Origin of the sequence: Streptomyces hawaiiensis, assembly GCF_004803895.1 — a bacterium.
GTDB lineage: Bacteria > Actinomycetota > Actinomycetes > Streptomycetales > Streptomycetaceae > Streptomyces > Streptomyces hawaiiensis.
This window is the reverse complement of record NZ_CP021978.1, coordinates 2190131-2216046: the sequence shown is the minus strand read 5'-3', so window position 1 is coordinate 2216046 and position 25916 is coordinate 2190131. Positions and strand designations below refer to the sequence as shown.

Genomic DNA, 25916 nt, shown 5'->3' with positions numbered 1-25916 from the left:
TATGGCTCCATCCAATCTTTCCGGGCGCACGCCGCTGATGGCGGGCAACTGGAAGATGAACCTCAACCACCTCGAGGCCATCGCCCACGTGCAGAAGCTCGCCTTCGCCCTGGCCGACAAGGACTACGAGGCCGTCGAGGTCGCCGTCCTGCCGCCCTTTACCGACCTGCGCTCCGTGCAGACCCTGGTCGACGGCGACAAGCTCAAGATCAAGTACGGCGCCCAGGACATCTCCGCGCACGACAGCGGTGCCTTCACGGGCGAGATCTCCGGCCCCATGCTGGCCAAGCTGAAGTGCACGTACGTCGCCATCGGCCACAGCGAGCGCCGCCAGTACCACGCCGAGACCGACGAGCTGGTGAACGCGAAGGTCAAGGCCGCCTACAAGCACGGCCTGACCCCGATCCTGTGCGTCGGCGAGGAGCTGGAGGTCCGCGAGGCGGGCAACCACGTCTCCCACACCCTCGCCCAGGTCGAGGGCGGTCTGAAGGACCTCCCCGCCGAGCAGGCCGAGACCGTCGTGATCGCCTACGAGCCCGTCTGGGCCATCGGCACCGGCAAGGTCTGCGGCGCCGAGGACGCCCAGGAGGTCTGCGCGGCGATCCGCGGCAAGATCGCCGAGCTGTACTCGCAGGACCTGGCCGACAAGATCCGCATCCAGTACGGCGGCTCGGTCAAGGCCGGCAACGTAGCGGAGATCATGTCCCAGGCCGACATCGACGGGGCCCTGGTCGGCGGCGCCTCCCTGGACGCCGACGAGTTCGTCAAGATCGTGCGCTTCCGTGACCAGTGAGTAGGCCGTAGCGGCGATCCGTCGTACCCTTGCGGGGTCCAGCTCTGTGCTGGGCCCCGCGTCGTCCATCCGCATCCGAGGAAGTTGGTCCAGCCGTGGTTCTGGGGTTCTCCATCGCCCTGATCGTCTTCAGCCTGCTGCTGATGCTGCTGGTGCTGATGCACAAGGGGAAGGGCGGCGGTCTCTCCGACATGTTCGGTGGCGGCATGCAGTCCTCCGTCGGCGGCTCCTCGGTCGCCGAGCGCAACCTCGACCGGATCACCGTCGTGATCGGTCTGGGATGGTTCGCGTGCATCATCGTGCTCGGCATCCTGATGAAGGTGAACAACTGACCGAGCCGCAATCCGCACGGAACTCGTACGTAAGGCCCCATGTTCGGTACGCGCAGCTGAGCGCCGCCTATCATGGGGCTTGCGTCTAGGTGTGAGGGTTGTAACTCCAATCACTGGACGCGCGTTGGGCCTTACGTAGACTGAGGCGCTCGCAGCGAAGCGGAACGCCGACTCGCTTCGCGGCACCATCACGCAGGGAGTTACAACCGTGGCAAGTGGCAACGCGATCCGGGGAAGCCGGGTCGGGGCGGGGCCGATGGGCGAGGCCGAGCGCGGCGAGTCCGCGCCGCGGCTGCGCATCTCCTTCTGGTGCTCCAACGGACACGAGACCCAGCCGAGCTTCGCCAGCGACGCGCAGGTGCCCGATACCTGGGACTGTCCCCGCTGCGGATTCCCGGCCGGCCAGGACCGGGACAACCCCCCGGACCCGCCGCGCACCGAGCCCTACAAGACGCACCTGGCGTATGTACGGGAGCGGCGCAGCGACGCGGACGGCGAGGCGATCCTCGCCGAGGCGCTCGCCAAACTGCGGGGCGAGATCTAGAAGTCGAGACCGGCCGGGCACCAGCAGGTGCCCGGACGGAGCTGCTTTCCCGCCTTCGGCGCCGACCGGTTGTCAGTGGTGCCCTCTACGGTTTGTGCATCGGACGAACCATGAGGGGGAGCGGTGGCGACGGTCGAGGCGCTGAGCATGCGCGCGCCCTCGTGGCGCGGGGGCTTCGGGCGGCTGTGGAGCGCCGCCGTGCTGTCCAGCTTCGGCGACGCACTGCGGACTGCCGCGCTTCCCCTGCTGGCCGTCACCCTGACCGACGATCCGCTGCTCATCGCCTCCGTCACCGCCTGCGGCTATCTGCCCTGGATCGTCTTCGGCCTGCTCGGCGGGGCCGTCGCCGACCGCGTGGACCAGCGGCGGGCCATGTGGATGGTGGACGTATCACGTGCGCTGCTGGTCGCCGCCTTCGCGGTGGCCGTCGCGCTCGGACACGCCTCGATCGGCCTGCTCATCGTGCTCGCCGTCGCCCTCACCACCCTCCAGACCCTCTTCGACAACGCTGCCACGGCACTGCTGCCCGCCCTCGTCGAGCGGGACGCGCTCGGCAGCGCCAACGCCCGGCTGATGACCGGCCAGCGCATCGCCGGCGGCCTGCTCGGCGGCCCCGTTGTGCCGCTGCTGCTGGCAACCGGGACGGCCGTGCCGTTCGCGGCCGACGCCGTGACCTTCCTCGTGGCCGCCGTACTGATCGCCTCCCTGCCGGCCGCCGGGCCCGACCGGAAGCCGAGACCGGCGGGCAGCACATTGCGCCGGGAGATCGCGGAGGGACTGCGCACCCTGTGGCGCGACCGCGCCCTGCGCGCCCTGTGTGCCGCCACGGCCCTGTGCAACATCGGCATGGGCACCCAGCTCGCCATGCTGGTCGTCCTCGTCACCGACTGGCTCGGTGCGGGCCCCGCGGGATACGCGGCGGCGGGCACCGCCTTCACCCTGGGCAGCCTGGCCGGGGGAGTGGTGAACGGCCGGCTGGTGGCACGCCTCGGCCGGCTCCGGTCGGTGCTGCTCGCCGGTTCGGTGCAGACCGCGCTCCTGGTCGTCATGGGCACCGTACGCAGCCTGGCCGTGCTGGTGGGCGCGCTGGCCGTCTTCGGACTCATGGGCATGGTGTGGAACGTCAACACCACGACCCTCATGCAGGAGCGCAGCCCCGCCGGACTCCTGGGCCGGGTCAGTTCGGCCTTCCGGACCCTGGCCTTCGCCGGAGTGCCCCTCGGCGCCCTGCTGGGCGGCGCCGTCGCCGCCGCCTGGGGGCCGAACACCCCACCCCTGCTCACGGCCGCCTTCTTCGTCCTCGCCGTCATCGCGCTGATACCCGTGCTCACGGTGAACGTATCTGTGGTCGGGCCGCAGGACGGCGCCACGACAGCCGACGTCCCGCGCTGATCAACTAGGTTGGGACCGGCAGCGGGGCAAGGTACGCAGGCAGGACAGGAAAGAAGGTCGAAGTCCCAGATGAACGCAGACGGCCGTACCAGGCTCAACCAGAGGCCCGAGTGGACGGCACTGGCCAAGCACCGCGAGGAGCTGGGCGAAGTCCGGCTGCGCGAGCTGTTCGCCGCCGACTCCGGCCGCGGCACCGCGTACACCCTCCGGGTCGGCGATCTGTACGTCGACTACTCCAAGCACCTCGTCACCGACGACACCCTGCGGCTGCTGCGCGAACTGGCCGCCGCCACCGACGTCTTCGGGCTCCGGGACGCCATGTTCCGCGGCGAGAAGATCAACACCACCGAGAACCGGGCCGTGCTGCACAGCGCGCTGCGCGCCTCGCGGGACGCGGTGATCGAGGTCGACGGCGAGAACGTGGTGCCGGACGTGCACGCCGTGCTCGACAGGATGGCGGACTTCGCGGACCGTGTGCGTTCGGGCGCGTGGGCGGGCCACACCGGCAAGCGGATCCGGAACATCGTCAACGTCGGCATCGGCGGCTCCGACCTCGGCCCCGCGATGGCGTACGAGGTGCTGCGCGCCTTCACCGACCGCTCGCTGACGGTGCGTTTCGTGTCGAACGTGGACGGCGCCGACCTGCACGAGGCGATCCGGGACCTGGACCCGGCGGAGACGCTGTTCGTCATCGCCTCCAAGACCTTCACCACCATCGAGACGGTCACCAACGCCACGTCCGCGCGCTCCTGGCTGCTGGCCGCGCTCGGTGACGAGTCCGCCGTCGCCAAGCACTTCGTCGCGCTCTCGACCAACGCCGAGAAGGTCGCCGCGTTCGGCATCGACACGGCCAACATGTTCGAGTTCTGGGACTGGGTCGGCGGCCGCTACTCCTACGACTCCGCGATCGGCCTGGCCCTGATGATCGCCATCGGCCCGGACCGCTTCCGCGAGATGCTCGACGGGTTCCGCATCGTCGACGATCACTTCCGGACCGCGCCGGCCGAGTCCAACGTGCCGCTGCTCATGGGCCTGCTGGGCATCTGGTACGGCAACTTCCACGACGCCCAGTCGCACGCGGTGCTGCCCTACAGCCACTACCTGTCGAAGTTCACCGCCTACCTCCAGCAGCTCGACATGGAGTCCAACGGCAAGTCGGTGGACCGTGACGGGCACGGCGTGGAGTGGCAGACCGGGCCCGTCGTGTGGGGCACGCCGGGCACCAACGGGCAGCACGCCTACTACCAGCTCATCCACCAGGGCACGAAGCTCATCCCGGCGGACTTCATCGGCTTCGCGAGGCCGGTCGGCGAGCTGAGCGAGCAGCTGAAGGCGCAGCACGACCTGTTGATGGCCAACTTCTTCGCCCAGACGCAGGCGCTCGCCTTCGGCAAGACACCCGAGGAGGTGCGGGCCGAGGGCGTTCCGGAGGAACTGGTGCCGCACAAGACGTTCCAGGGCGACCACCCGACGACCACGATCCTCGCGCCCGAGCTGACACCGTCCGTCCTCGGTCAGCTGGTCGCCCTCTACGAGCACAAGGTGTTCGTGCAGGGTGCGGTGTGGAACATCGACTCCTTCGACCAGTGGGGCGTCGAACTCGGCAAGGTCCTCGCCAAGCGCGTCGAGCCCGCGCTGACCGAGGGCGCCGAGGTCGAGGGCCTGGACGCCTCCACCAAGGCGCTGGTCGCCACGTACCGGGAGCTGCGCGGCCGGCAGTGACGAGCGCCGGACGGGAAGCCGGGCGGGAAGGCGGGCGGCAGCGCACCGTCCGCTTCCCGTAGACTCCCGGTCGATCATCACGGCGAGTGCTCGGGGGAGCGCGAAGTGGCACGCACACGCGGAAGTTGGACCGGCGGCGCACTGACGGCCCGGTCGCTGCTCAAACCCCAGGACGTGGCGCGGGCGGTGTTCCACCCCGCGTGGATTCCGCAGCCGCTCGATCCGTCGGTGGAGCGGCTGAAGAGGTTCCGCGTCGTGGCCGGGGCGGTCGCGTCCCTCGGGGTCTACACCTTCATCGAGGGCGGCTTCGACTTCACAGAGCTGCTGGAGAACGCGATGACGGCCTCCGTCGTCCTGCTCTTCCTCACCCCGCTGACGGTCGGGGCGATGCTCTGGGTCTGGCGGCGCGGCGGCACCGTACGGCAGTTGCGGGTGCCGCTCCTCAACTCCCTCAAGCTGCTCCTGCTGTTCGTCGGCTGTGTCGCTGCGCTGCTGGTGCTGGTGCGGACGACGAACGCGGCCGGCAGCGTGGTGATGATCCTGGCGGTCGGCCTGACGATGATGTGGATGCTCATCTTCACGGCCTACGGAGCGGTGCGGGTCTCCGGCAACTTCTTCGGCACGGCCGCCGTGCACCGCGGTCTGCCGCCGCTGCTCGCCGTGGTGACCAGCTGGCTGATGGCCGTTCCGGACCTCGTCACCGGTGATCTGCACGGGCTCAGCCTCACCCTGGGGATCGTCTTCATCCTGGGAGCGCCGCTGACGGTCACCGCCCTCGCGCTGCTGGAGATGGGGCGGCTGAAGCGGCGGTACGGGATCCGGCTGAAGGCCCATCCGGCGACGCAGGCACCGGCACCCGGGCCGGTTCCGCCGATGCCTCCGGCGGGGGCGCCGTACCTGCCACCGCAGGGGAACCCGTACGGCCATCCCTACGCGCCGGGCGGGCAGCACCCGTACGCCCCGCACCCGCAGCACCCGTATGCCCCGCACCCGCAGCCGCCGTACCACCCGCAGGTCCCCAACGGCGGTTGATCGGCGTCGAGGTCAGGCCACCGCGCTCAGCGTGTCCGCGAGGCGCCGTCGGGCGGACCGGGCCGCGGGGACGGCCGCCAGCGCGGCGGCGCAGAGGACGGCTGCCGCCCCGAGCGGCACCATCAGGATGGCGGAGGGGCCCTGGGCGATGCCCGCGCCGACGCCGCTGGACCGACCCTGGGCGTCGATCAGCCAGTGGGCGAGCGGCAGCCCCAGGGCAGCGGCGGCGAGGACGGCCGCCAGCGCCGTGAGGCCGGTGGCCGTGACGGTGATCGCAGTGATCTGCCGGGGGGACAGGCCGATGGCCTTCAGGGCCAGCAGGTCCCGTTCGCTCTCGCGGACGGTGCCGCCGATCGCGGTCAGCAGCTCGATGAGCCCGATGAGGGCGAGCACGGCGATCAGCCCGGCCACGACCGCGCGCAGCGGGGACAGCCCGTCCGCCGGGTTGGCCACCGTGTGCACGTCCAGGTGACCGCGCCCGGCCGTGGCGATCCGGTCGGCGACCTCCCGCGGGTCGGCGCCGGGGTCCAGGCGCAGCTCGTAGAGGGTCGGGCGCAGCCCCGGGTCGTTCGCGCGGAGGGTGTCGAGGGACGTGGAGATGACCCGGCCGGCGTTCTCCGGCTCGATGCTGCGGCCCACGATGTGCAGGATCAGCGGCTGGTCGCCGACGGTCATCCGGACCCAGTCGCCGACCCGCGCGTCGAGCAGATCGAGCAGCCCCTGCCCGGCCACGGCCTCGTCGGCACCGCGGGCGGGCCGGCCCTCGGCGAGGGTGTGGGGGTAGGGGTCCCGGTGGGTGCCGAGACCGCGCAGCGCGATGGTCGCCGTCTGGCTCGGACCCAGGGCGGCCGTCTCGACGCCCGGGTAGGCGGCGGCCACCTCCGGGTCGCGTTCCAGCAGCGTGCGGATCTGCTCCTCGCTCCGTCCGGCGTCGGCACGGACGCTGAGCGACGTGGGCAGGCCGACCTGCTCGGGCTCGCTGTGGAAGCGGTCGATGGTGCTCCAGGCGCTCATCGCGACGACGATCAGCAGCAGCGGCAGGGTGAGGCGGGCGACGGTGGCCAGGGAGCGGGGGCGGCGGGTGAACGCCTTGTGCCAGCCCAGCACCAGCGCGGGCGCGATCCGTACGCCGAGGGCCCGGCGCGCCAGGCCGGACAGCCGTCCGCCCGAGGTCGCGGCGGGTCTCGGCACCGGCACCGGCGGCACGCGTCCGGCCCGCCAGGCGGCCAGCCCGGTGGTGGCGCCGATGAACAGCACCGCGCCCACCGGGACCACGAGCAGTGCCACGGTGTGCCCGGGCAGCCCCTGCCACACCCCGACCGCGTCCCCGAGCCGCCCCGGGATCCGGCTGCCCAGGGCCTCGGCGAGACCGGCGGCGGCCAGGGCGCCCAGCAGTGCGTAGGCGAGGTGCTGGAGCAGGAAGATCCGGACCACCTGGCCGGGGGTGAAGCCGATGGCCTTCAGGACGGAGAGGTCGCGCAGGTGTCCGCGGATGCGGGTGGCGATCGCCCCGTGCACGGCGAGCCCGGCCGCGACCAGCGCGCCCAGCCCGAACAGGCCCAGCACCTGACCGAGCAGCCGGTTGTCGCCCTGGGCCTCGGCCCGGGCTTGCTGCCAGGTGGAGACCTCGTCGATCGCCCCGGTTCCCAGCACGGTCACGGCACGCTGGACGACGTAGGAGGTGTCGCCCGGGTCCGTCAGCCGCAGCCCTGTCACCTGGCCGCCCGGGTCCGGCACGGCCGACGGCAGGGCCCATACCAGGCCCGGTTGCTCACCGGGCCGGTAGCGCGGCTCTGCGCTGTCGGCGAGGCCCACGACGGTCAGCTCGCGGGCGGTGCCGGGCACGGTGAGGGTGTCGCCGGGCTCGGCCAGCAGGGCGCGGGCGAGGCGGCTCTCCAGGACCACGCCGTTCGGTGTCGCGGGGTCCAGCCAGTGGCCGGAGACGACCGGCGGGCGGCCGGTGGAGGGCCGCTCGACAGTGGCGCGCAGTTCGACGGAGGCGCGGCTGCCGCGGGAGGAGACCGTGGTGGAGGCGGTGGGGTAGGTACCGGTGACGGAGGCGACGCCGTCCAGCCCGGCCAGTTTCCCGGTGTCGGCCGACCTTTCGGTGTGCAGCCACACATGCGCGCCGTGCGACTGCGTGAAGACACGCTGCCAGGGGTTGGTCGCGTAGCCGAACAGGGCCGTGGCCAGCAGCAGGGAGGCGACGATGCCCGCGGTGGCGAGGACGAGGAACAGCGCCTCGCCGCGGTGCGTGCGCAGATCGGAGTGCGCCCAGCGCAGGGTGGCTCGCACGGGCCTCAGCCTCTCGGCCCGGGCGCGGGGCAGCCGTCGTACACCCTCATGTCAGTCCTTGAGCTCCAGCACACCGGATATGCCGGCGCGGCGCGGCGCAGTGGTGCCGCCGTCGAGTTCCGCGTCGTCGGCGATCCGGCCGTCGAAGAAGCTGATGACCCGGTCCGCGGCGCTCGCCAGCCGGGCGTCATGCGTGACCAGCACGATCGTCTGGCCGCGCTGGTGGAAGCGGGACAGCAGCCGCATCACCTCGCGGGTGCCCTTGCTGTCGAGGCTGCCCGCGGGCTCGTCGGCCAGCAGCAGCGGCGGGTGGTTGACCAGGGCCCGGGCCAGGGCGACGCGCTGCTGCTCGCCGCCGGACAGCTCGCCCGGCATGCTGCGCTCCTTGCCCGTCAGGCCCAGCTCGGCCAGCAGCGCCGCGCGCTCGGCGCGTGCCTGTTTCGGCGGGGTCCCGGCGAGCAGCGCGGGCAGCTCCACGTTGTCGGCGACGGACAGGTTCGAGACGAGGTTGAAGAACTGGAAGACGATCCCGATCCGCTTTCTGCGCTCCACCGCCCAGCGGGCCTCGCCGTAGGTGTCGGTGGACTCGCCGTCGAGCCAGATGTGGCCGGCGTCCGGTCTCTGGAGCCCGCCGAGCAGATGCAGCAGCGTCGACTTGCCGGCGCCGGACGGGCCGGTGATCGCCACGAACTCGCCCTGCCGTACGCACAGGTCGACCCCGCGCACGGCATGCGCCGGGGCGCCCTCGCCGTGGTGCGTCTTCACCAGCCCCTCGGCGCGCAGCACGGGAGCGGGACGGTCGTCGCTCACTCCAGCTCCTCCAGCTCTTCCTGGCACCGTTCCAGCCAGTCGAGGTCGGCCTGCAGGTGCAGCATCGCGCCCTCGATCAGCAGCTGGGCGATGCGGTTGTCGCGGTCTTCGGCGGCGGCCAGCTTCGACAGCTGCCGCATGGTGTTCAGATACTGGCGCCGCTGCTGGTTGATCAGGGTGATCTGTTCGGCGAGACCGGTCTGCGGAGCGAGCGCCAGTTTCATGAAGAAATCGTCCCGCACCCGCGGCTCGTCCTCGGGCTCCTCGAACCAGGCGCGCAGCGCCTCCCGCCCGGCGTCGGTGAGGTGGTAGACCTTTTTGTTGGGCCGGCTGGACTGCGCCACGTCCTCGCCCTCGATCAGTCCCGACTTCTCGAGGCGGCCGAGGGTCACATAGATCTGGCCGACGTTCGGCTGAGGGTACGCGGAGCCCAGCAGTTGCTCAAGGTCCTGCTTGAGCTCGTAGCCGTGGGCGGGCCCGCGGGCGAGGAGGGCCAGGAGGGGCAGGCGCACGCGTGCAGTCCTCCTGTCCGGTCCAATGTGCTCCAGGCCCTAGTATCGCCCATACCTAACAGGTATACATGGCCTCTGATTCCGGGCAAGGGTGCCCAGCGCCGGTGTACAGGGAGGAACCTATGCGGTGGATCCATGCCGCGGGTAGGGGCCTTCTCGTTCTCGTCGTGGTTCTGACCGGCTACGTCGCCGCCGGAGCGCAGGCGGGCGAGCCCTCGGAGGGCGGCCGCGGCCCCCTCACCCTGGCCACCGCCGGAGACCTCACCGGCTACCTGGGTCCTCTGCTGGAGGGCTGGAATCGTACCCATCCCGGCGAGAAAGTCACCCTCGTCGAGTTGCCGGACTCGGCCGACGAGACCCAGGCGCAGATGGTCACCGACCTGCGCGACGGCGACCGCAGCCGGTTCGACGTGCTCAACATCGACGTCAACTGGACCCCGGAGTTCGCCGCGGCGGGCTGGATCAGGCCCCTGCCCAGGGACCGCTTCCCCTTGAAGACCTTCCTTCAGCCGGTCGTGGACACGGCGACCTACGACGGGCAGCTCTACGCCGTCCCCTACGTCACCAACGCCGGCCTGCTCCTCTACCGCAAGGACGTCCTCGCGAAGGAGGGCGTCGAGCCGCCGCGCACCTGGGCGGAGCTGGAGCGGTACGCGAAGACCATCGCCCCGAAGCACGGCCTGGACGGCTACGCCGGACAGTTCCTGCCGTACGAGGGCCTCACCGTGAACGCGGCCGAGGCCGTCTACTCGGCGGGCGGCTCGATCCTCGGCGACGAGGGCGAGCGCGTCACCGTCGACTCGGCGGCGGCCCGTGAGGGCATCGGGTTCCTGGCGCGCGGAGTGCGCGAGGGCTGGATCGCCAGGGAAGCGCTGACGTACAAGGAGGAGGAGTCCAAGCAGGCCTTCCAGGACGGCCGGCTGCTCTTCCTGCGGAACTGGCCGTACGCCTACGTCGGTGCCTCCGCCCCCGGTTCGAAGGTCGCCGGGAAGGTCGGCGCCGTTCCGCTTCCCGGGCCCGACGGGCCGGGTACGAGCGTCCTGGGCGGCTCCAACCTGGCTGTCAGCGCGCACACGCGGCACCCCGACTCGGCGGCCCGCCTGATCGCGTACCTGACCAGTGAGCGCGTCCAGCGCCAGGTCCTCACCCGGGGCGCGCTGCCGCCCGTCCGGGCCGGCCTCTACGAGGACCCCGCGCTCATCCGCAGGTTCCCGTACCTGCCGACCCTGCGGACGAGTGTGCTCGCGGCCGAGCCGCGTCCCAAGAGCCCGCGCTACGACCAGGTCAGCCTGGTCGTGCAGGCGGTCGTGCACGACGCGATGGCGGGGCACCAGACGCCCGCCGCGGCGGTGCGGCGGCTGGCGCGAGAGCTCGCGCTCATCTCGCGTCGCTAGCGCGCTCGGCAGCCCCCTGCTACTTACTTGTTAGGTAACGCCGGGGTCTCATCTTGCTTTATTGCACCCGATAAGTCCCGGTATGGCGCCTCAACCTGTCGGTAGCTTCTGCCTTTTCATTGACACCCTCTCGACACGCCTACTTAACATGCATGCATAACCGCTGCCCTCCTCAGAGACAGGTCGATGGGTTGAACAGGCACCACTGGTGGCGTGACGCAGTGATCTATCAGGTGTACGTCCGCAGCTTCCTCGACAGCACCGGCGACGGCATCGGCGACCTCGCCGGCGTCCGGGCCGGACTGCCGTACCTCAAGAAGCTCGGCGTCGACGGGATCTGGCTGAGCCCCTTCTATCCCTCGCCGCAGCACGACCACGGCTACGACGTGGCCGACTACTGCGACGTCGACCCGCTCTTCGGCGACCTCGGAGAGTTCGACCAGCTGGTCGGGGCCGCGCGGCGGCTCGGCATCAAGGTGCTGCTCGACATCGTCCCGAACCACTGCTCCAGCGAGCACCCCTGGTTCCGCGAGGCGCTCGCCGCGCCCGCCGGCTCTCCGGCCCGGGCCCGCTTCCACTTCGCCGACGGCCGCGGCCCGGACGGCGCCGAGCCGCCCAACAACTGGCACTCCATGTTCGGCGGCCCCGCCTGGAGCCGGGTGACCGAACCGGACGGGACGCCCGGCCAGTGGTACCTGCACATGTTCGCGCCCGAGCAGCCCGACTGGAACTGGCGCGACCCCGAGACCGGCGCCGAGTTCGACCGGGTCCTGCGCTTCTGGCTGGACCGGGGCATCGACGGCTTCCGCATCGACGTCGCCGCCGGCCTCTTCAAGCACCCCGAGCTGCCCGACTCCGACGACCCGGAGGCCGACGCCCGCACCCGCGACTCGGTCAACCCGCTCGCCTGGAACCAGCCCGAGGTGCACGACGTGTGGCGCCGCTGGCGCTCCATATGCGAGGAGTACACCGAGCGGGACGGCTGCGAACGCCTCCTCGTCGGCGAGGTGTCCGTCCCGACCGCCCGCGAGCACGCGCAGTACGTCCGCCCCGACGAGCTGCACCAGGCCTTCTTCTTCGACCTGCTCAGCGCCTCCTGGGACGCCGACGCCTTCCAGAAGGTCATCTCGGAGGCCATGCAGGACATCGCCGGGACCGGCTCGACCGTCACCTGGGTCCTCAACAACCACGACCAGGTCCGCACCGTCACCCGCTACGGCGAACCCGCCACCGAGGGCCACGGTCTCGGAGCCGCCCGTGCCCGCGCCGCCGCGCTGCTGATGCTGGCGCTGCCCGGAGCCGCCTACATCTACCAGGGCGAGGAGCTCGGACTGCCCGAGGTCGTGGACCTGCCCGACGACGTGCTCACCGACCCGATCTTCCGCCGCACCGGCAGCCGGGCCCGCATCCGCGACGGCTGCCGGGTGCCGCTGCCCTGGTCGGGCCAGGCCTCACCGTTCGGCTTCACCCCGGGAGTGGAGAGCGCCAAGCCGTGGCTGCCGCAGCCGGAGTACTTCGCCGAGTACGCCACCGACCGCGCCCTCGCCGACACCCGCTCCTTCTGGCACCTGTACCGCGACGGCCTGCAACTGCGAGCCCAGCTACCCCAGTTGGGCGAGGGCACGCTGCGCTGGCTGGACGCCCCGCCCGGCGTCCTGGCCTTCGAACGCGGCGACGACCTGGTCTGCGCCGTCAACTTCGGTACCGCCCCCACCCCCGCGCCGGTCTCCGGCTCCCCCCTGCTCGCCAGCGGCCCCTGCCCGCTCGGAGTGCTCTCCGGCTCGACGGCCGCCTGGTGGATCCGTACCTGAACCTCCGCAAGCCAACTCCCCCGAAGGGACATCAACGATGATGCGACGACGTACCACCCTGCTCACCGGCTGCACCGCCCTCGTCCTGGCGCTCGGCGCGACCGCCTGCGGCGGCGGACCCGTCTCCGCCGGCGGCGGCGACAAGGCGCTCAGCGGCCAGTCGATCACCGTGGCCGGGGTCTGGTCCGGCACCGAGCAGAAGAACTTCCAGAAGGTGCTGGACGCCTTCACCGAGAAGACCGGCGCCAAGACGCAGTTCACGTCCACCGGCGACAACGTCTCCACCGTCGTCGGGAGCAAGATCGAGGGTGGCAACGCCCCCGACGTCGTGATGGTCCCGCAGGTCGGCGTGCTCAAGCAGTTCGCGCAGAAGGGCTGGCTCAAGCCGCTGTCGAAGAAGACCGAGCAGGCCGTTGACGCCGGCTACGCCCCCGTGTGGAAGAAGTACGGCAGCGTCGACGGCACCCTCTACGGCCTGTACTTCAAGGCCGCCCACAAGTCGACCGTCTGGTACAGCCCCGACGCCCTCGAACAGGCCGGCGTCAAGCCCCCGAAGAGCTACGACGAGATGCTCAAGGCCGGGCAGACCGTGTCCGACTCCGGCCTCGCCGCGTTCTCTGTGGCCGGACAGGACGGCTGGACCCTCACCGACTGGTTCGAGAACGTCTACCTCTCCCAGGCCGGACCCGAGAAGTACGACGCTCTCGCCGCCCACGAACTGAAGTGGACCGACGCGTCCGTCGTCGACGCCCTCACCACCCTCGGCAAGCTCTTCAAGGACAAGCAGCTCATCGCCGGCGGACAGAAGGGCGCCCTGAACACCGACTTCCCCGGCTCCGTCGAGAAGGTGTTCGGCCCGGAGCCCGAGGCCGGCATGGTCTACGAGGGTGACTTCGTCGCCGGTGTCGCCAAGGACCAGTTCGGCAAGAAGGTCGGCCAGGACGCGAACTTCTTCCCGTTCCCGGCGGTCGGCGGCGGAGAGGCACCGGTCGTCAGCGGCGGTGACGCCGCCGTCGTCCTCAAGGACGGCAAGAACCAGAAGGCCGCCCAGGCCCTCCTGGAGTACCTCGCGACCCCCGAGGCCTCCGCCGTGTGGGCCGAGGCGGGCGGCTTCCTCTCCCCGAACAAGAAGCTCGACCTCGCCTCCTACGGCGACGACGTCACCCGCGCCACCGCCAAGTCCCTCGTCGACGCCGGCGACTCCGTCCGCTTCGACATGTCCGACCAGGCCCCGGCGGCCTTCGGCGGCACGAAGGGCACCGGCGAGTGGAAGCTGCTCCAGGACTTCCTGCGCGACCCCTCCGACCCGAAGGGCACCGCGGCGAAGCTGGAGGCCGCGGCGGCCAAGGCGTACCAGGACTGATACGCCATGACAGCGACCCTCGTGAAAGAGACGAGCTCCCCACCGCCCGGCCCGGTGGCCGACCGCACCCGGCGACTGCGCCGGCGCGGGAAGATCATTGCCCTGCTGTTCGTGCTGCCCGCGCTGCTGCTGCTCGGCGCGCTCGTCGTCTACCCCGTGCTGTTCAGCATCGGCCGCAGCTTCTTCGACGCCTCCGGCACGAGCTTCGTCGGCGGCGACAACTACACCGAGATGTTCCGCGACCCGGCGACCCTCAAGGCCGTCCGCAACACCGCCATCTGGGTCGTCATCGCCCCGGCCCTGCTCACCGGCCTCGGGCTGATCCTCGCCGTGCTGGTGGAGAAGGTCCGCTGGGCCACGGCCTTCAAGCTGCTCCTCTTCATGCCGATGGCGGTCTCCTTCCTCGCCGCCGGCATCATCTTCCGCCTCGCCTACGACGAGGACCCCGACAAGGGCGTGCTCAACGCCGCGGTGGTCTCCGTCCACGACGCCTTCAAGGCGCAGTCCTCCTATCCGACGGCCCGGGCGCGTGACGGGCAGAGCCTGACCAAGGACAAGGACGGCTCGTACCGCACGAGCACGAGCGTGTCGCCCGGGGACGCGGTGGCGCTGGGCCTCGTCGGCGTGCGGCCCGGCGACCTGCCGGGCGGTGCCGAGCCCGCGTACACGGCGGCGGGACAGAAGGCCGCCGCCGACGAACTGCGCGGCGTCGTCTACCTGGACTTCACGCCCGGCGGGGGAGGGGAACAGGGCAAGGTCGACCGGCGGGAGAGCGGACTGCCCGAGATGAAGGTCGAGGCGGTCCGCGACGGCAAGCAGATCGCCTCGACCGCCACGGCCGCCGACGGCTCCTTCCGCTTCGAGGGACTCGAACCCGGCTCCTACGAGGTGAGACTGCCGTCGTCCAACTTCGCCCAGCCCTACGAGGGTGTCTCCTGGCTCGGGCCGGCGCTGGTCACCCCGGCGATCATCGGCGCCTACCTGTGGATCTGGACCGGCTTCGCCATGGTGCTGATCGGCGCGGGACTGTCGACGCTGCCGCGGGACGCCCTGGAGGCGGCACGGATGGACGGCGCGAACGAGTGGCAGATCTTCCGCCGGATCACGGTGCCGCTGCTGGCACCCGTCCTGTCGGTCGTGTTCATCACCCTCGTCATCAACGTGATGAAGGTCTTCGACCTCGTCTACATCATCGCGCCCGGGCCCGTGCAGGAGGACGCGACCGTGCTCGCGACGCAGATGTGGCTGGTGTCGTTCGGCGGCGGCAACAACCAGGGGCTCGGCAGCGCGCTGGGCGTGCTGCTCCTGCTGCTGGTCGTCCCGGCCATGGTGTTCAACGTCCGCCGCTTCCGAAGGAGCCAGCGATGAACGTGATTCGGCGCGGGTTGGGCAACGGGGCCGTCCAGGCCTTCCTCGTGGTGACCGGCCTGGTGTGGATGACGCCCCTGGCCGGGCTGTTCCTCTCCTCGCTGCGGTCCGCCGAGGACACGGCGAAGGGCGGCTGGTGGACGGTGTTCTCCAGCCCCGGGCAGCTGTCCTTCGACAACTACTCGTCGCTGCTGGGGAACGCCGGGATCACGCAGGCGTTCTGGAACACGGTGCTGATCTCGGTGCCGACGACGGTGCTGGTCGTGGTCGTCGCGGCGCTCGCTGGCTATGCCTTCGCGTGGCTGGACTTCCCCGGGCGGGAGGCGATCTTCCTGGTCGTGGTCGCGCTGCTGGTGGTGCCCGTGCAGATCGGTCTGCTGCCGGTCGCCAAACTCTTCGGGCAGCTGGGCCTGTTCGGCACGATCCCCGGTGTCGTGCTCTTCCACGTGGCCTACGGTCTTCCCTTCGCGGTGTTCCTGCTGCGGAACTACTTCGCCGAGATGCCGAAGGAGATGCTGGAGGCGGCGCGGATGGACGGCGGCAGCGAATGGCGCATCTTCACGCGGCTCATCCTGCCCGTGGGGCGGCCCGCGATCGCCTCCCTGGCCATCTTCCAGTTCCTGTGGGTGTGGAACGACATGCTGGTGGCATTGCTGTTCGCGGACAGTGCGTCGCAGCCGCTGACGGTGGAACTGCAGTCCCAGATACGGCAGTTCGGAAGCAACATCGACGTCCTGGCACCCGGGGCGTTCGTGTCCCTGGTCGTCCCTGTCGTCGTGTTCTTCGCGTTCCAGAAGCACTTCGTGCAGGGAGTCATGGCCGGGTCGGTGAAGTAAGCACTGCCGATGCACGACCAGGGGGCTCCGCCCCCTGGACCCCCGCCTATGCCCACCCGCCATCCGAAACTGCCCTTGATGGGGGCAACTCGCGAGTCCAGCCTCCTGGCTGACTGCTTCGGATGGTGGGTGGGCGAAGGCACGAGGGTCCAGGGGGCAAAGCCCCCTGGTCGCCTAAGCCGAAGCCGGCGGGTACAAGGAACGGGGCAGTTGGGAAGCCGCCGGCCCGTCCAGCAGCCACAGTGTCCGGCTGCGGCCGTACGCCCCGGCCGCCGGGGCCTGGATCTCGCCCGCTCCCGAGAGGGCGATCGCCGCGGCCTGTGCCTTGTCCTCACCGGCAGCCAGGAGCCACACCTCCCGGGCCGAACGGATCGCAGGCAACGTCAGCGTCACCCGGGTCGGCGGCGGCTTGGGCGCGCCGTGGACCCCGACGACCGTACGGTCGGTCTCACGCACCGCCGGCAACTCCGGGAACAGCGACGCGACATGCGTGTCCGGTCCGACGCCCAGCATCAGCACGTCGAACGTGGGCACGGGACCGTGGTTCTCCGGGCTCGCCGCCCGCGCCAGTTCCTCCGCGTACGCGGCCGCCGCCGCGTCCACGTCGGTGCCGTGGGGCCCGTCCGACGCGGGCATCGCGTGCACCCGCTTCGGATCGAGCGGCACCGAGTCGAGGAGAGCCTCCCTCGCCTGGGTGACGTTGCGCTCCGGGTCGCCCTCGGGCAGGAACCGCTCGTCGCCCCACCAGAGGTCGAGCCGGCTCCAGTCGATCGCGTCCCGGGCGGGCGCCGCGGCGAGGGCGGCCAGCAGGCCGTTGCCGTTGCGGCCGCCCGTCAGGACCACGGACGCCGAGCCCCTGGAGGCCTGCGCGTCCACGATCTTGGTGATCAGCCGGGCCGCCGCGGCCTGCGCCATCAGCTCCTTGTCGCGGTGCACGACCAGCTGCGGTGCCGTACTCACTTCGTCGTCGCCTTCCGTACCGGTTCCAGCTCGGGCGGTTCCCGCCTCACCGGTGCCTGCGCCGTCGCTTCCGCAGCGGGTGCTTTCGCAGCCGTTTCAACGGGAGCGGGGAGGGCGAGTCCTGCTCGCCCCTCACTTTTGGGCACCGACAGCACCGACGACGAGGACTTCAGCCGGTCCACCCCGTACCGCAGCGCCGACGCGTACGTGTCGTCCGGGTCCAGCCGCCGCAGTTCCTCCGCCATCAGCTCGGCGGTTTCCCGGCGCTTGAGCGCCACCGCCCGGTCCGGCTGGCCCTCGATGGAGAGCGTCGCGAGGGAGCCGTCGGCGCGGTCCAGCTTGATCGGGCCGCAGTTGGTGTCCATCCGGACGGCCGTCAGACCGGGGCCGCTGGACAGCGAGCGCTTCACGGGAACGTCCAGCCGGTCCGCGAGCCACATCGCCAGCAGCTCGCAGCTCGGGTTGAACTCCTCGCCCTCCACCTCGACGGCCCGCACCTCGCAGGCGACCTGGTCCAGGGCCGCCGCCAGCATGGAGCGCCAGGGCGTGATGCGGGTCCAGGACAGGTCCGTGTCACCGGGGGTGTAGGTCCCGGACCGGGTGGCCAGGTCCCGCACCGGCTGCTCGGAGGCGTACGTGTCGGTGACGCGGCGCTGCGCGAGGGCACCCAGGGGGTCCTTCGCCGGGTCGAGCGGCGCGTTCACCGGCCACCACACCACCACCGGGGCGTCCGGCAGCAGCAGCGGCAGCACCACCGACTGGGCGTGGTCGGCGACCTCGCCGTACAGACGGAGCACCACCGTCTCGCCGGAGCCGGCGTCCGCCCCGACCCGGACCTCCGCGTCGAGGCGGGACTGCGTACGGTCGCGCGGTGAGCGAGAGACACGCTTGATGACCACGAGCGTGCGCGAGGGATGCTCGTGCGCGGCGTCGCTCGCGGCCCTCAGCGCGTCGTAGGCGTTCTCCTCGTCCGTCACGATGACCAGCGTGAGCACCATGCCGACCGCCGGGGTGCCGATCGCCCGGCGGCCCTGCACCAGCGCCTTGTTGACCTTGCTGGCCGTGGTGTCCGTCAGGTCTATCTTCATGGCCGGCGCCAGCTCCGTCCGTGTCGCTCGAGCATTTCGTCCGCCTCGACGGGCCCCCAGGTACCGGCCTGGTACTGGGCGGGTTTGCCGTTCCTGTCCCAGTACTCCTCGATCGGGTCGAGGATCTCCCAGGACAGCTCGACCTCCTCGGTGCGCGGGAAGAGGTTCGAGTCACCGAGCAGAACGTCCAGGATCAGACGCTCGTACGCCTCCGGGCTCGACTCCGTGAAGGACTCGCCGTAGGCGAAGTCCATCGACACGTCCCGGATCTCCATCGAGGTGCCCGGCACCTTCGAGCCAAAGCGGACCGTGACACCCTCGTCCGGCTGGACGCGGATGACGATCGCGTTGGAGCCCAGCTCCTCGGTGGCCGTGGAGTCGAAGGGGGAGTGCGGGGCCCGCTGGAAGACGACCGCGATCTCCGTCACGCGGCGGCCCAGGCGCTTGCCGGTGCGCAGGTAGAAGGGGACGCCCGCCCAGCGGCGGTTGTCGATCTCCAGCTTGATCGCGGCGTAGGTGTCGGTCTTCGACGAGGCGTTGATGCCGTCCTCGTCGAGATAGCCGATCACCTTCGCGCCGCCCTGCCAGCCGGCCGAGTACTGGCCGCGCACGGTGTCCCGGCCCATGTCCTTGGGCAGCTTCACGGCGCCGAGGACCTTGGTCTTCTCGGCGGCCAGCGCGTCCGCGTCGAAGGAGGCGGGTTCCTCCATGGCCGTCAGGGCCATCAGCTGGAGCAGGTGGTTCTGGATGACGTCACGGGCGGCGCCGATGCCGTCGTAGTAGCCGGCCCGGCCGCCGATGCCGATGTCCTCGGCCATGGTGATCTGCACATGGTCCACGAAGGACCGGTTCCAGATCGGTTCGAACATCGTGTTGGCGAAGCGCAGCGCCAGGATGTTCTGGACGGTCTCCTTGCCCAGGTAGTGGTCGATGCGGAAGACCTGGTCCGGGGCGAAGACCTCGTGGACGACCTTGTTGAGCTCCTCGGCCGAGGCGAGGTTGTGGCCGAACGGCTTCTCGATGACCGCGCGCCGCCAGGAGCCGCCCGTCTGGTCGGCCAGCTGGTGCTTCTTCAGCTGCTGGATGACCACCGGGAAGGCCGACGGCGGCACGGACAGGTAGAAGGCGAAGTTGCCGCCCGTGCCCTGTGCCTTGTCCAGCTCCTCGATCGTGGAGCGCAGACGCTCGAACGCGTCGTCGTCGTCGAAGGTGCCCTGCACGAAGCGCATGCCCTGGATGAGCTGCTGCCAGACCTCCTCGCGGAAGGGCGTGCGGGCGTGCTCCTTGACCGCGTCGTGGACCTCCTGCGCGAAGTCCTCGTGCGCCCACTCGCGGCGGGCGAAGCCCACCAGCGAGAAGCCCGGCGGCAGCAGACCCCGGTTGGCGAGGTCGTACACGGCGGGCATGAGCTTCTTCCGTGACAGGTCGCCCGTGACGCCGAAGATGACCAGGCCCGACGGCCCCGCGATACGCGGGAGCCGTCGGTCCGCGGGGTCACGCAGCGGGTTGCTGCTCGACACCTGTTCAGCCCTCCGACGGGGCGAGGCGCTTGAGCTCGGCCTCGGTCGACTTCAGCAGGTCGGTCCAGGACGCCTCGAACTTCTCGACGCCCTCCTCCTCCAGCAGCCGGACCACGTCGTCGTACTTGATCCCGAGCTTCTCGACCGCGTCGAGGTCGGCGCGGGCCTGCTCGTACGTGCCGGCGACGGCGTTGCCGCGGATCTCGCCCTGCTCCTCCGTGGCGAACAGCGTCGCCTCCGGCATGGTGTTCACCGTGTTGGGAGCGACCAGCTCGTCGACGTACAGGGTGGCCTTGTACGCCTTGTCCTTCACACCGGTCGACGCCCACAGCGGACGCTGCTTGTTGGCGCCCGCCTTCTCCAGCGCGGTCCAGCGCTCGGAGGAGAAGACCTCCTCGTACGCCTGGTAGGCCAGGCGCGCGTTGGCGACGCCGGCCTTGCCGCGGGCGGCCTTGGCCTCGTCGGTGCCGAGCGCGTCGATCCGCTTGTCGATCTCGGTGTCCACGCGGGAGACGAAGAACGACGCCACGGAGTGGATCTGCGACAGGTCCAGGCCGCGCTCCTTGGCCTTCTCCAGGCCGGTCAGGAACGCGTCCATGACCAGTCGGTAGCGCTCCAGCGAGAAGATCAGCGTGACGTTGACGCTGATGCCCAGGCCGATGGTCTCGGCGATGGCCGGGATGCCCGCCTCGGTCGCCGGGATCTTGATGAGCGTGTTGGGCCGGTCCACCAGCCAGGCGAGCTGCTTGGCCTCGGCGACGGTCGCCCGCGTGTTGTGCGCCAGGCGCGGGTCGACCTCGATCGAGACCCGGCCGTCCTGGCCACCGGTGGCGTCGAAGACCGGGCGCAGGATGTCGGCGGCGTCACGGACGTCCGCCGTCGTGATCATGCGGATGGCCTCTTCGACGGTGACCTTGCGGGCGGCGAGGTCGGTCAGCTGCGTGTCGTAGCCGTCGCCCTGCGAGATCGCCTTCTGGAAGATCGACGGGTTGGTGGTGACGCCCACGACGTGCTGCTGGTCGATCAGCTCGGCGAGGTTGCCGGACGTGATCCGCTTGCGCGACAGGTCGTCCAGCCAGATCGCCACGCCTTCCTCGGAGAGGCGCTTGAGTGCGTCTGTCATGGAAATTCCATCTCCTACGTGTCGTATATGAGCGTCAGCGCTGAGCTGCGGCGATCGATTCCCGCGCGGCGGCGGCCACGTTCTCGGGAGTGAAGCCGAACTCGCGGAAGAGGACCTTGCCGTCGGCCGAAGCACCGAAGTGCTCCAGGGAAACGATGCGGCCGGCGTCCCCCACGTACTTGTGCCACGTGAGACCGATACCGGCCTCCACCGCGACACGAGCCCGCACGGACGGCGGCAGGACGCTGTCCCGGTACCCCTGGTCCTGCTGCTCGAACCACTCCACCGACGGCATGGACACCACGCGGGTGGGCACGCCGGCGCCCTGGAGCTGCTCGCGCGCCTCGACAGCGACGTGCACCTCCGAGCCGGTGGCGATCAGGATGACCTCGGGCTCGCCGCCGTCGGCCTCGAACAGGACGTAACCGCCCTTCGCGGCATCGTCGTTGGGCTCGTAGGTCGGCACACCCTGACGGGTCAGCGCCAGACCGTGCGGCTGGCCCTTGCCGAACTCCTTCGTCCAGCGCCCCAGGATCTCCCGCCAGGCGATCGCGGTCTCGTTGGCGTCCGCCGGGCGCACGACGTTCAGGCCCGGGATCGCCCGCAGCGACGCCAGGTGCTCGACCGGCTGGTGCGTCGGGCCGTCCTCACCCAGGCCGATGGAGTCGTGCGTCCACACGTACGTCACCGGCAGGTGCATCAGCGCCGACAGCCGCACCGCGTTGCGCATGTAGTCGGAGAAGACCAGGAAGGTGCCGCCGTAGATCCGGGTGTTGCCGTGCAGCGCGATGCCGTTCATCTCGGCGGCCATCGCGTGCTCGCGGATACCGAAGTGGATCGTGCGGCCGTACGGGTCCGCCTCCGGCAGCGGGTTGTCCGCCGGGAGGAAGGAGCTGGTCTTGTCGATCGTGGTGTTGTTGGAGCCGGCCAGGTCGGCCGAGCCGCCCCACAGCTCGGGGATGACCCCGCCGAGCGCCTGGAGGACCTTGCCGGAGGCGGCACGCGTGGCCACACCCTTGCCGACCTCGAAGACCGGGATCTTCTCCTCCCAGCCGGTGGGCAGCTCACCCTTGGCGACGCGGTCGTACTCCGCGGCGCGCTCGGGGTTGTTGTCCCGCCACTGCTGGTACGCCTTCTCCCACACCGCGCGGGCCGCCTGGCCCCGCTCCAGCGCCCTGCGGGTGTGCGTGATGACCTCGTCGGAGACCTCGAAGGACTGCTCCGGATCAAAGCCCATGACCCGCTTGGTCGCCGCGACCTCGTCCTCGCCCAGCGCCGAGCCGTGCGCGGCCTCGGTGTTCTGCGCCTTCGGGGCCGGCCAGGCGATGATCGAGCGCATCGCGATGAACGACGGCCGGTCCGTGACGGCCTTGGCCTTCTGGATCGCCTCGAAGATCGCGGCCGGATCCAGGTCGCCGTTGGCCTGCGGCTGCACCCGCTGCACATGCCAGCCGTACGCCTCGTACCGCTTGGCGGTGTCCTCGGAGACGGCCGTCTCGGTGTCGCCCTCGATCGAGATGTGATTGTCGTCCCACAGCAGGACCAGGTTGCCCAGCTTCTGGTGACCCGCCAGCGACGAGGCCTCGGCGGAGATGCCCTCCTGCAGGCAGCCGTCACCGGCGATGCAGTAGACGAAGTGGTCGAACGGGGACTCGCCCTCGGCGGCCTCCGGGTCGAACAGACCGCGCTCGTAGCGCGCGGCCATCGCCATGCCCACCGCGTTGGCGACACCCTGGCCGAGCGGGCCGGTGGTCGTCTCCACACCGGTGGTGTGCCCGTACTCGGGGTGGCCGGGAGTCTTCGAACCCCAGGTGCGGAAGGACTTCAGATCGTCCAGCTCCAGGCCGAAACCGGCCAGGTACAGCTGGGTGTAGAGGGTCAGGGACGAGTGGCCGGCGGACAGCACGAAGCGGTCCCGCCCGACCCAGTCGGCGTCCGCCGGGTCGTGCCGCATCACCTTCTGGAAGAGGGTGTAGGCGGCAGGCGCCAGGCTCATCGCCGTACCCGGATGGCCGTTACCGACCTTCTGTACGGCATCGGCGGCCAGGACACGCGCGGTGTCGACGGCCCGCTGGTCCAACTCGGTCCACTCGAGGTCTGTGGTGGTCGGCTTGGTGCTCACCCTGGGTCAGGGCTCCTCTCCACATGTCGGAAGCCGGTGTATCGGGGCGCCCACCGGCCGCAGTCGAGCCTACCCCCGTGGGACGTGCGTTTTTTCGAGTCACTCCAGAGTGCCGGGGCTGATCCCGATCCGCCTCCTGACTGGGCCGTACCGCATTCGACAGGTGAATACGGAGCCGCTCATCCGGGTGCTCAATCGAGCTTCGGGGCGCCCTTCGGAAGGTGCCTGCCAACACGACCCGACCCCCGCGAATGTCCGAGTCTGGGCAACGTCTAAAGTGGCGTGGTACGCGCGAGCCTTTACCGGGACTTCACAGGGTGGGGCTTGCTGGGATGTCTCTGTAGGGGTGTGCGTGACGGCCGTTGAATCCCGTCCAGCGGGGATGATCGGGGCGGACCAGAGCCCGGCCCACCGGCCGCTCCGGGCCCGTGTCATGGCGTTCGTGGCTCTCACCAAGCCGCGGATCATCGAGCTGCTGCTGATCACGACGGTGCCGGTGATGTTCCTGGCGCAGCAGGGCGTGCCCGACCTGACGCTGGTGCTGCTGACGTGCCTCGGCGGCTACCTGTCCGCGGGCGGCGCCAACGCGCTCAACATGTACATCGACCGGGACATCGACGCGCTCATGGACCGCACCTCGCAGCGTCCGCTGGTCACCGGCATGGTCAGCCCGCGCGAGTGTCTCGCCTTCGGCATCACCCTGGCGATCACGTCCACCCTGCTCTTCGGCCTCGCCGTGAACTGGCTGAGCGCCTGGCTCTCCCTCGGCGCGCTCCTGTTCTACGTGGTCGTCTACACGATGATCCTCAAGCGCCGTACCTCGCAGAACATCGTGTGGGGCGGCATCGCCGGCTGTCTGCCGGTGCTGATCGGCTGGTCCTCGGTCACGAACTCCATGTCGTGGGCGCCGATCATCCTGTTCCTCGTCATGTTCTTCTGGACGCCGCCGCACTACTGGCCGCTGTCCATGAAGGTGAAGGAGGACTACGCGCGCGTGGGCGTGCCGATGCTGCCGGTGGTCGCGTCCAACAAGGTGGTCGCCAAGCAGATCGTGATCTACAGCTGGGTCATGGTCGCCGTCTCGCTCCTGCTGCAGCCGCTGGGCTACACCGGCTGGTTCTACACGTCGGTCGCGTTGCTGACGGGAGGCTTCTGGCTCTGGGAGGCGCATGGCCTGCAGAACCGCGCGAAGGCGGAGGCGACGGGCGCGAAGCTGAAGGAGATGCGCCTGTTCCACTGGTCGATCACCTACGTCTCGCTGCTGTTCGTGGCGGTCGCGGTCGATCCGTTCCTGCGCTGACGTACGTCACACCGCCCTGCCCTCGCGAGTCGATCTACTCGTGAGTAGCATCCTGGCCATGGCAGACACGCAGCAGGTTGACCCGAAGGCCGAGCGCAAGGCGGCCCGGCTGGCCAAGCAGATCTCCTCCTTCTCGCAGGCCCACGGCGGCGCCGAGGGACAGGTCGCCCACCTCGGCGAGCGCGGGGCCCGCATCGTCCTGGTCGGCGAGGACGGCAACTGGGGCGACCTGGTCGCCCCGTCCTTCGAGATCGCCGAGAAGGCCGTGGAGAAGTCGGGCATCACCCGCCACGAGTCCTTCGACGGCGAATTCGCGGCGAAGGTCAAGACGGGCCGCTACGAGTGGTCGCGTATGGCGGGGATCCAGGTGGGCGGCCCCAAGAACGACTGACCCCGCACCCCCTCCGGTGCCGGGGGCCGCGACCTCGAACCCGGTTCACCCGTTAGGACCCTTAAGAACAACAGGGTCCACCCCGGGGAGCCCGGATGATCGAAACGCCGTCCCTAGTGGACCAGTACTGCCACGGAGTACTCCGCACAGAGCTGGGCCTCGGCACCTTCGAGGCCCACCTCAGCCGCACCGAGGGCCCACCCGCTCCCGGCACCACGCTCTTCGACACCCAGACAGGCTTCGCCGTCAGGCGCTGGTGCCCACCCCTGCTCGGCCTCGAACCGCACTGCGCGCCCGCCCGCTACCTGGCCCGACGCCGGGAACTGGGTGTCCTCGAGTCCGGCCGCCGGCTCCTGCGCGGCAGCGGCATCACCACGTACCTGGTCGACACCGGCCTCCCCGGCGATCTGACGGAACCCGGCGAGCTGGCCTCCGCCGGGGCCGCCGAGGCCCGCGAGATCGTGCGCCTGGAACTCCTGGCCGAGCAGGTCGCCGACACCTCCGGAACCGTCGAGTCCTTCCTCGCCAACCTCGCCGAGTCGGTGCACGCGGCCGCCGCGCACGCCGTCGCCTTCACCTCGGTCGCGGGTGTACGGCACGGCCTCGCGCTCGCGCCGGAGCCGCCGGGGCCGGGGGAGGTGCGGGGGGCCGTCGGCCGCTGGCTCGCCGGGCGCGGGGTCGGCGGGGAGCTGAGCGACCCGGTGCTGCTACGGCATCTGCTGTGGAGCGCGGTCGCCTCGGGCCTGCCGCTCCAGCTGCACGCGGGGCTGGGCGCGCCGGGGCTGCGGATCGACCGTACGGACCCGGTGCTGCTGACGGACTTCGTGCGGGCCACCGCCGGGCTCGGCACGGACCTCGTCCTGCTGCACGGCTACCCGTACCACCGGCACGCCGCCCATCTCGCCGGTGTCTTCCCTCATGTCCACGTCGACTGCGGCGCCGCCCTGGTCCGCACGGGCGCCCGGGCCGCGACCGTCCTCGCGGAGATCCTGGAGCTGGCCCCGTTCGGCAAGGTCCTCTTCTCCACCGGCGCGCAGGGCCTGCCCGAACTGCACGTGGTGGGCGCCCGCCTGTTCCGCGAGGCCCTGGGGCGGGTGCTCGGCACCTGGGTCGCGGAAGGGGCGTGGTCCCTGGCCGACGCGCAGCGGGTCGCGGGCATGCTGGCGTCGGCGAACGCGCGCAGGGTGTACGGGCTCGGCTGAGACGTC

General features: G+C 70.6%; 22 protein-coding genes. 14 read left to right on the top strand and 8 right to left on the bottom strand.

Features of this window, described 5'->3' with window-relative positions; all coding sequences use genetic code 11:
• Window position 1: 1 nt before the first annotated feature.
• From tpiA to CEB94_RS10225, 6 genes are all read left to right on the top strand, one after another.
• On the top strand, window positions 2–793 hold the full coding sequence (gene tpiA, locus CEB94_RS10250) for a triose-phosphate isomerase (protein WP_175431886.1): 792 nt from the start codon (window positions 2–4) through the stop codon (window positions 791–793).
• 95 nt (window positions 794–888) lie between these two features.
• Window positions 889–1125: a preprotein translocase subunit SecG gene (gene secG, locus CEB94_RS10245; protein WP_175431885.1), complete on the top strand. Its 237-nt coding sequence runs from the start codon at window positions 889–891 to the stop codon at window positions 1123–1125.
• Between the two features lie 208 nt (window positions 1126–1333).
• Window positions 1334–1669 (top strand): RNA polymerase-binding protein RbpA, encoded by a 336-nt coding sequence (locus CEB94_RS10240; RefSeq protein ID WP_003957010.1) that lies wholly within the window; start codon window positions 1334–1336, stop codon window positions 1667–1669.
• A gap of 123 nt (window positions 1670–1792) precedes the next feature.
• Window positions 1793–3061 carry an MFS transporter gene (locus tag CEB94_RS10235; protein WP_246111763.1) on the top strand — a complete coding sequence of 423 codons (1269 nt, stop codon included), beginning with the start codon at window positions 1793–1795 and terminating at the stop codon, window positions 3059–3061.
• 69 nt (window positions 3062–3130) lie between these two features.
• The gene (gene pgi, locus CEB94_RS10230) at window positions 3131–4783 is read left to right on the top strand and encodes a glucose-6-phosphate isomerase (RefSeq protein ID WP_175431884.1); all 1653 of its coding nucleotides are present in this window, start codon (window positions 3131–3133) and stop codon (window positions 4781–4783) included.
• 105 nt (window positions 4784–4888) lie between these two features.
• Window positions 4889–5815 (top strand): hypothetical protein, encoded by a 927-nt coding sequence (locus tag CEB94_RS10225; protein WP_175431883.1) that lies wholly within the window; start codon window positions 4889–4891, stop codon window positions 5813–5815.
• A gap of 12 nt (window positions 5816–5827) precedes the next feature.
• Here the strand turns inward: CEB94_RS10225 and CEB94_RS10220 are convergent, their stop codons facing one another.
• From CEB94_RS10220 to CEB94_RS10210, 3 genes are read right to left on the bottom strand one after another with little or no spacing between them, the layout of a single operon-like run.
• Entirely contained in the window at window positions 5828–8110 is a 2283-nt protein-coding gene (locus CEB94_RS10220) for an ABC transporter permease (RefSeq protein ID WP_175431882.1), read from the bottom strand.
• Between the two features lie 51 nt (window positions 8111–8161).
• A complete protein-coding gene (locus CEB94_RS10215) occupies window positions 8162–8920 on the bottom strand; it encodes an ABC transporter ATP-binding protein (RefSeq protein WP_175431881.1) in 759 nt (252 codons plus the stop codon).
• Window positions 8917–9432, bottom strand: a complete 516-nt coding sequence (locus CEB94_RS10210; RefSeq protein ID WP_175431880.1) for a PadR family transcriptional regulator — start codon at window positions 9430–9432, stop codon at window positions 8917–8919. The genes CEB94_RS10215 and CEB94_RS10210 overlap by 4 nt, the downstream gene beginning before the upstream one ends.
• Window positions 9433–9554: 122 nt before the next feature.
• Here CEB94_RS10210 and CEB94_RS10205 point away from each other — a divergent pair, with 122 nt between their 5' ends.
• From CEB94_RS10205 to CEB94_RS10185, 5 genes are all read left to right on the top strand, one after another.
• Window positions 9555–10826 (top strand): ABC transporter substrate-binding protein, encoded by a 1272-nt coding sequence (locus CEB94_RS10205; protein ID WP_175431879.1) that lies wholly within the window; start codon window positions 9555–9557, stop codon window positions 10824–10826.
• A gap of 152 nt (window positions 10827–10978) precedes the next feature.
• Window positions 10979–12637, top strand: coding sequence for a glycoside hydrolase family 13 protein (locus tag CEB94_RS10200; RefSeq protein ID WP_175431878.1), 1659 nt, complete (start codon window positions 10979–10981; stop codon window positions 12635–12637).
• Window positions 12638–12674: 37 nt separating this feature from the next.
• Complete coding sequence (locus tag CEB94_RS10195) at window positions 12675–14000, top strand: ABC transporter substrate-binding protein (RefSeq protein ID WP_175431877.1); 1326 nt, start codon at window positions 12675–12677, stop codon at window positions 13998–14000.
• A 6-nt stretch (window positions 14001–14006) separates the two neighbouring features.
• Window positions 14007–15368, top strand: coding sequence for an ABC transporter permease subunit (locus tag CEB94_RS10190; RefSeq protein ID WP_175431876.1), 1362 nt, complete (start codon window positions 14007–14009; stop codon window positions 15366–15368).
• The gene (locus CEB94_RS10185; RefSeq protein WP_175431875.1) at window positions 15365–16204 is read left to right on the top strand and encodes a carbohydrate ABC transporter permease; all 840 of its coding nucleotides are present in this window, start codon (window positions 15365–15367) and stop codon (window positions 16202–16204) included. Before CEB94_RS10190 ends, CEB94_RS10185 begins: the two co-directional genes overlap by 4 nt.
• 174 nt (window positions 16205–16378) lie before the next feature.
• Here the strand turns inward: CEB94_RS10185 and pgl are convergent, their stop codons facing one another.
• Genes pgl through tkt form a run of 5 tightly spaced genes read right to left on the bottom strand, consistent with a single transcriptional unit; the run spans window position 16379 to window position 23017 of the window.
• Entirely contained in the window at window positions 16379–17164 is a 786-nt protein-coding gene (gene pgl, locus CEB94_RS10180; RefSeq protein WP_175431874.1) for a 6-phosphogluconolactonase, read from the bottom strand.
• Window positions 17161–18252 carry a glucose-6-phosphate dehydrogenase assembly protein OpcA gene (gene opcA, locus CEB94_RS10175; RefSeq protein ID WP_175431873.1) on the bottom strand — a complete coding sequence of 364 codons (1092 nt, stop codon included), beginning with the start codon at window positions 18250–18252 and terminating at the stop codon, window positions 17161–17163. The genes pgl and opcA overlap by 4 nt, the downstream gene beginning before the upstream one ends.
• Window positions 18249–19772: a glucose-6-phosphate dehydrogenase gene (gene zwf / locus CEB94_RS10170; RefSeq protein WP_175431872.1), complete on the bottom strand. Its 1524-nt coding sequence runs from the start codon at window positions 19770–19772 to the stop codon at window positions 18249–18251. Before zwf ends, opcA begins: the two co-directional genes overlap by 4 nt.
• A 4-nt stretch (window positions 19773–19776) precedes the next feature.
• Window positions 19777–20895, bottom strand: coding sequence for a transaldolase (tal, locus tag CEB94_RS10165; protein ID WP_175431871.1), 1119 nt, complete (start codon window positions 20893–20895; stop codon window positions 19777–19779).
• A gap of 34 nt (window positions 20896–20929) precedes the next feature.
• The gene (gene tkt, locus CEB94_RS10160) at window positions 20930–23017 is read right to left on the bottom strand and encodes a transketolase (RefSeq protein WP_175431870.1); all 2088 of its coding nucleotides are present in this window, start codon (window positions 23015–23017) and stop codon (window positions 20930–20932) included.
• Window positions 23018–23399: 382 nt separating this feature from the next.
• Here tkt and CEB94_RS10155 point away from each other — a divergent pair, with 382 nt between their 5' ends.
• The 3 genes from CEB94_RS10155 to CEB94_RS10145 all read left to right on the top strand — a co-directional run bounded on the left by CEB94_RS10155 (window position 23400) and on the right by CEB94_RS10145 (window position 25910).
• Window positions 23400–24317 (top strand): heme o synthase, encoded by a 918-nt coding sequence (locus CEB94_RS10155; RefSeq protein WP_175436956.1) that lies wholly within the window; start codon window positions 23400–23402, stop codon window positions 24315–24317.
• Between the two features lie 58 nt (window positions 24318–24375).
• Window positions 24376–24708, top strand: a complete 333-nt coding sequence (locus CEB94_RS10150; RefSeq protein WP_175431869.1) for a hypothetical protein — start codon at window positions 24376–24378, stop codon at window positions 24706–24708.
• A gap of 95 nt (window positions 24709–24803) precedes the next feature.
• Window positions 24804–25910, top strand: a complete 1107-nt coding sequence (locus tag CEB94_RS10145) for an amidohydrolase family protein (RefSeq protein ID WP_175431868.1) — start codon at window positions 24804–24806, stop codon at window positions 25908–25910.
• Window positions 25911–25916 lie beyond the last annotated feature (6 nt).

Coding starts and splice junctions, on each gene's coding strand:
- tpiA (WP_175431886.1), top strand. CDS start 2: ATGGCTCCATCCAATCTTTCCGGGCGCACGCCGCTGATGGCGGGCAAC.
- pgi (WP_175431884.1), top strand. CDS start 3,131: ATGAACGCAGACGGCCGTACCAGGCTCAACCAGAGGCCCGAGTGGACG.
- CEB94_RS10205 (WP_175431879.1), top strand. CDS start 9,555: ATGCGGTGGATCCATGCCGCGGGTAGGGGCCTTCTCGTTCTCGTCGTG.
- CEB94_RS10200 (WP_175431878.1), top strand. CDS start 10,979: ATGCATAACCGCTGCCCTCCTCAGAGACAGGTCGATGGGTTGAACAGG.
- CEB94_RS10195 (WP_175431877.1), top strand. CDS start 12,675: ATGATGCGACGACGTACCACCCTGCTCACCGGCTGCACCGCCCTCGTC.
- CEB94_RS10190 (WP_175431876.1), top strand. CDS start 14,007: ATGACAGCGACCCTCGTGAAAGAGACGAGCTCCCCACCGCCCGGCCCG.
- CEB94_RS10185 (WP_175431875.1), top strand. CDS start 15,365: ATGAACGTGATTCGGCGCGGGTTGGGCAACGGGGCCGTCCAGGCCTTC.
- opcA (WP_175431873.1), bottom strand. CDS start 18,252: ATGAAGATAGACCTGACGGACACCACGGCCAGCAAGGTCAACAAGGCG.
- tal (WP_175431871.1), bottom strand. CDS start 20,895: ATGACAGACGCACTCAAGCGCCTCTCCGAGGAAGGCGTGGCGATCTGG.
- CEB94_RS10155 (WP_175436956.1), top strand. CDS start 23,400: ATGATCGGGGCGGACCAGAGCCCGGCCCACCGGCCGCTCCGGGCCCGT.
- CEB94_RS10150 (WP_175431869.1), top strand. CDS start 24,376: ATGGCAGACACGCAGCAGGTTGACCCGAAGGCCGAGCGCAAGGCGGCC.
- CEB94_RS10145 (WP_175431868.1), top strand. CDS start 24,804: ATGATCGAAACGCCGTCCCTAGTGGACCAGTACTGCCACGGAGTACTC.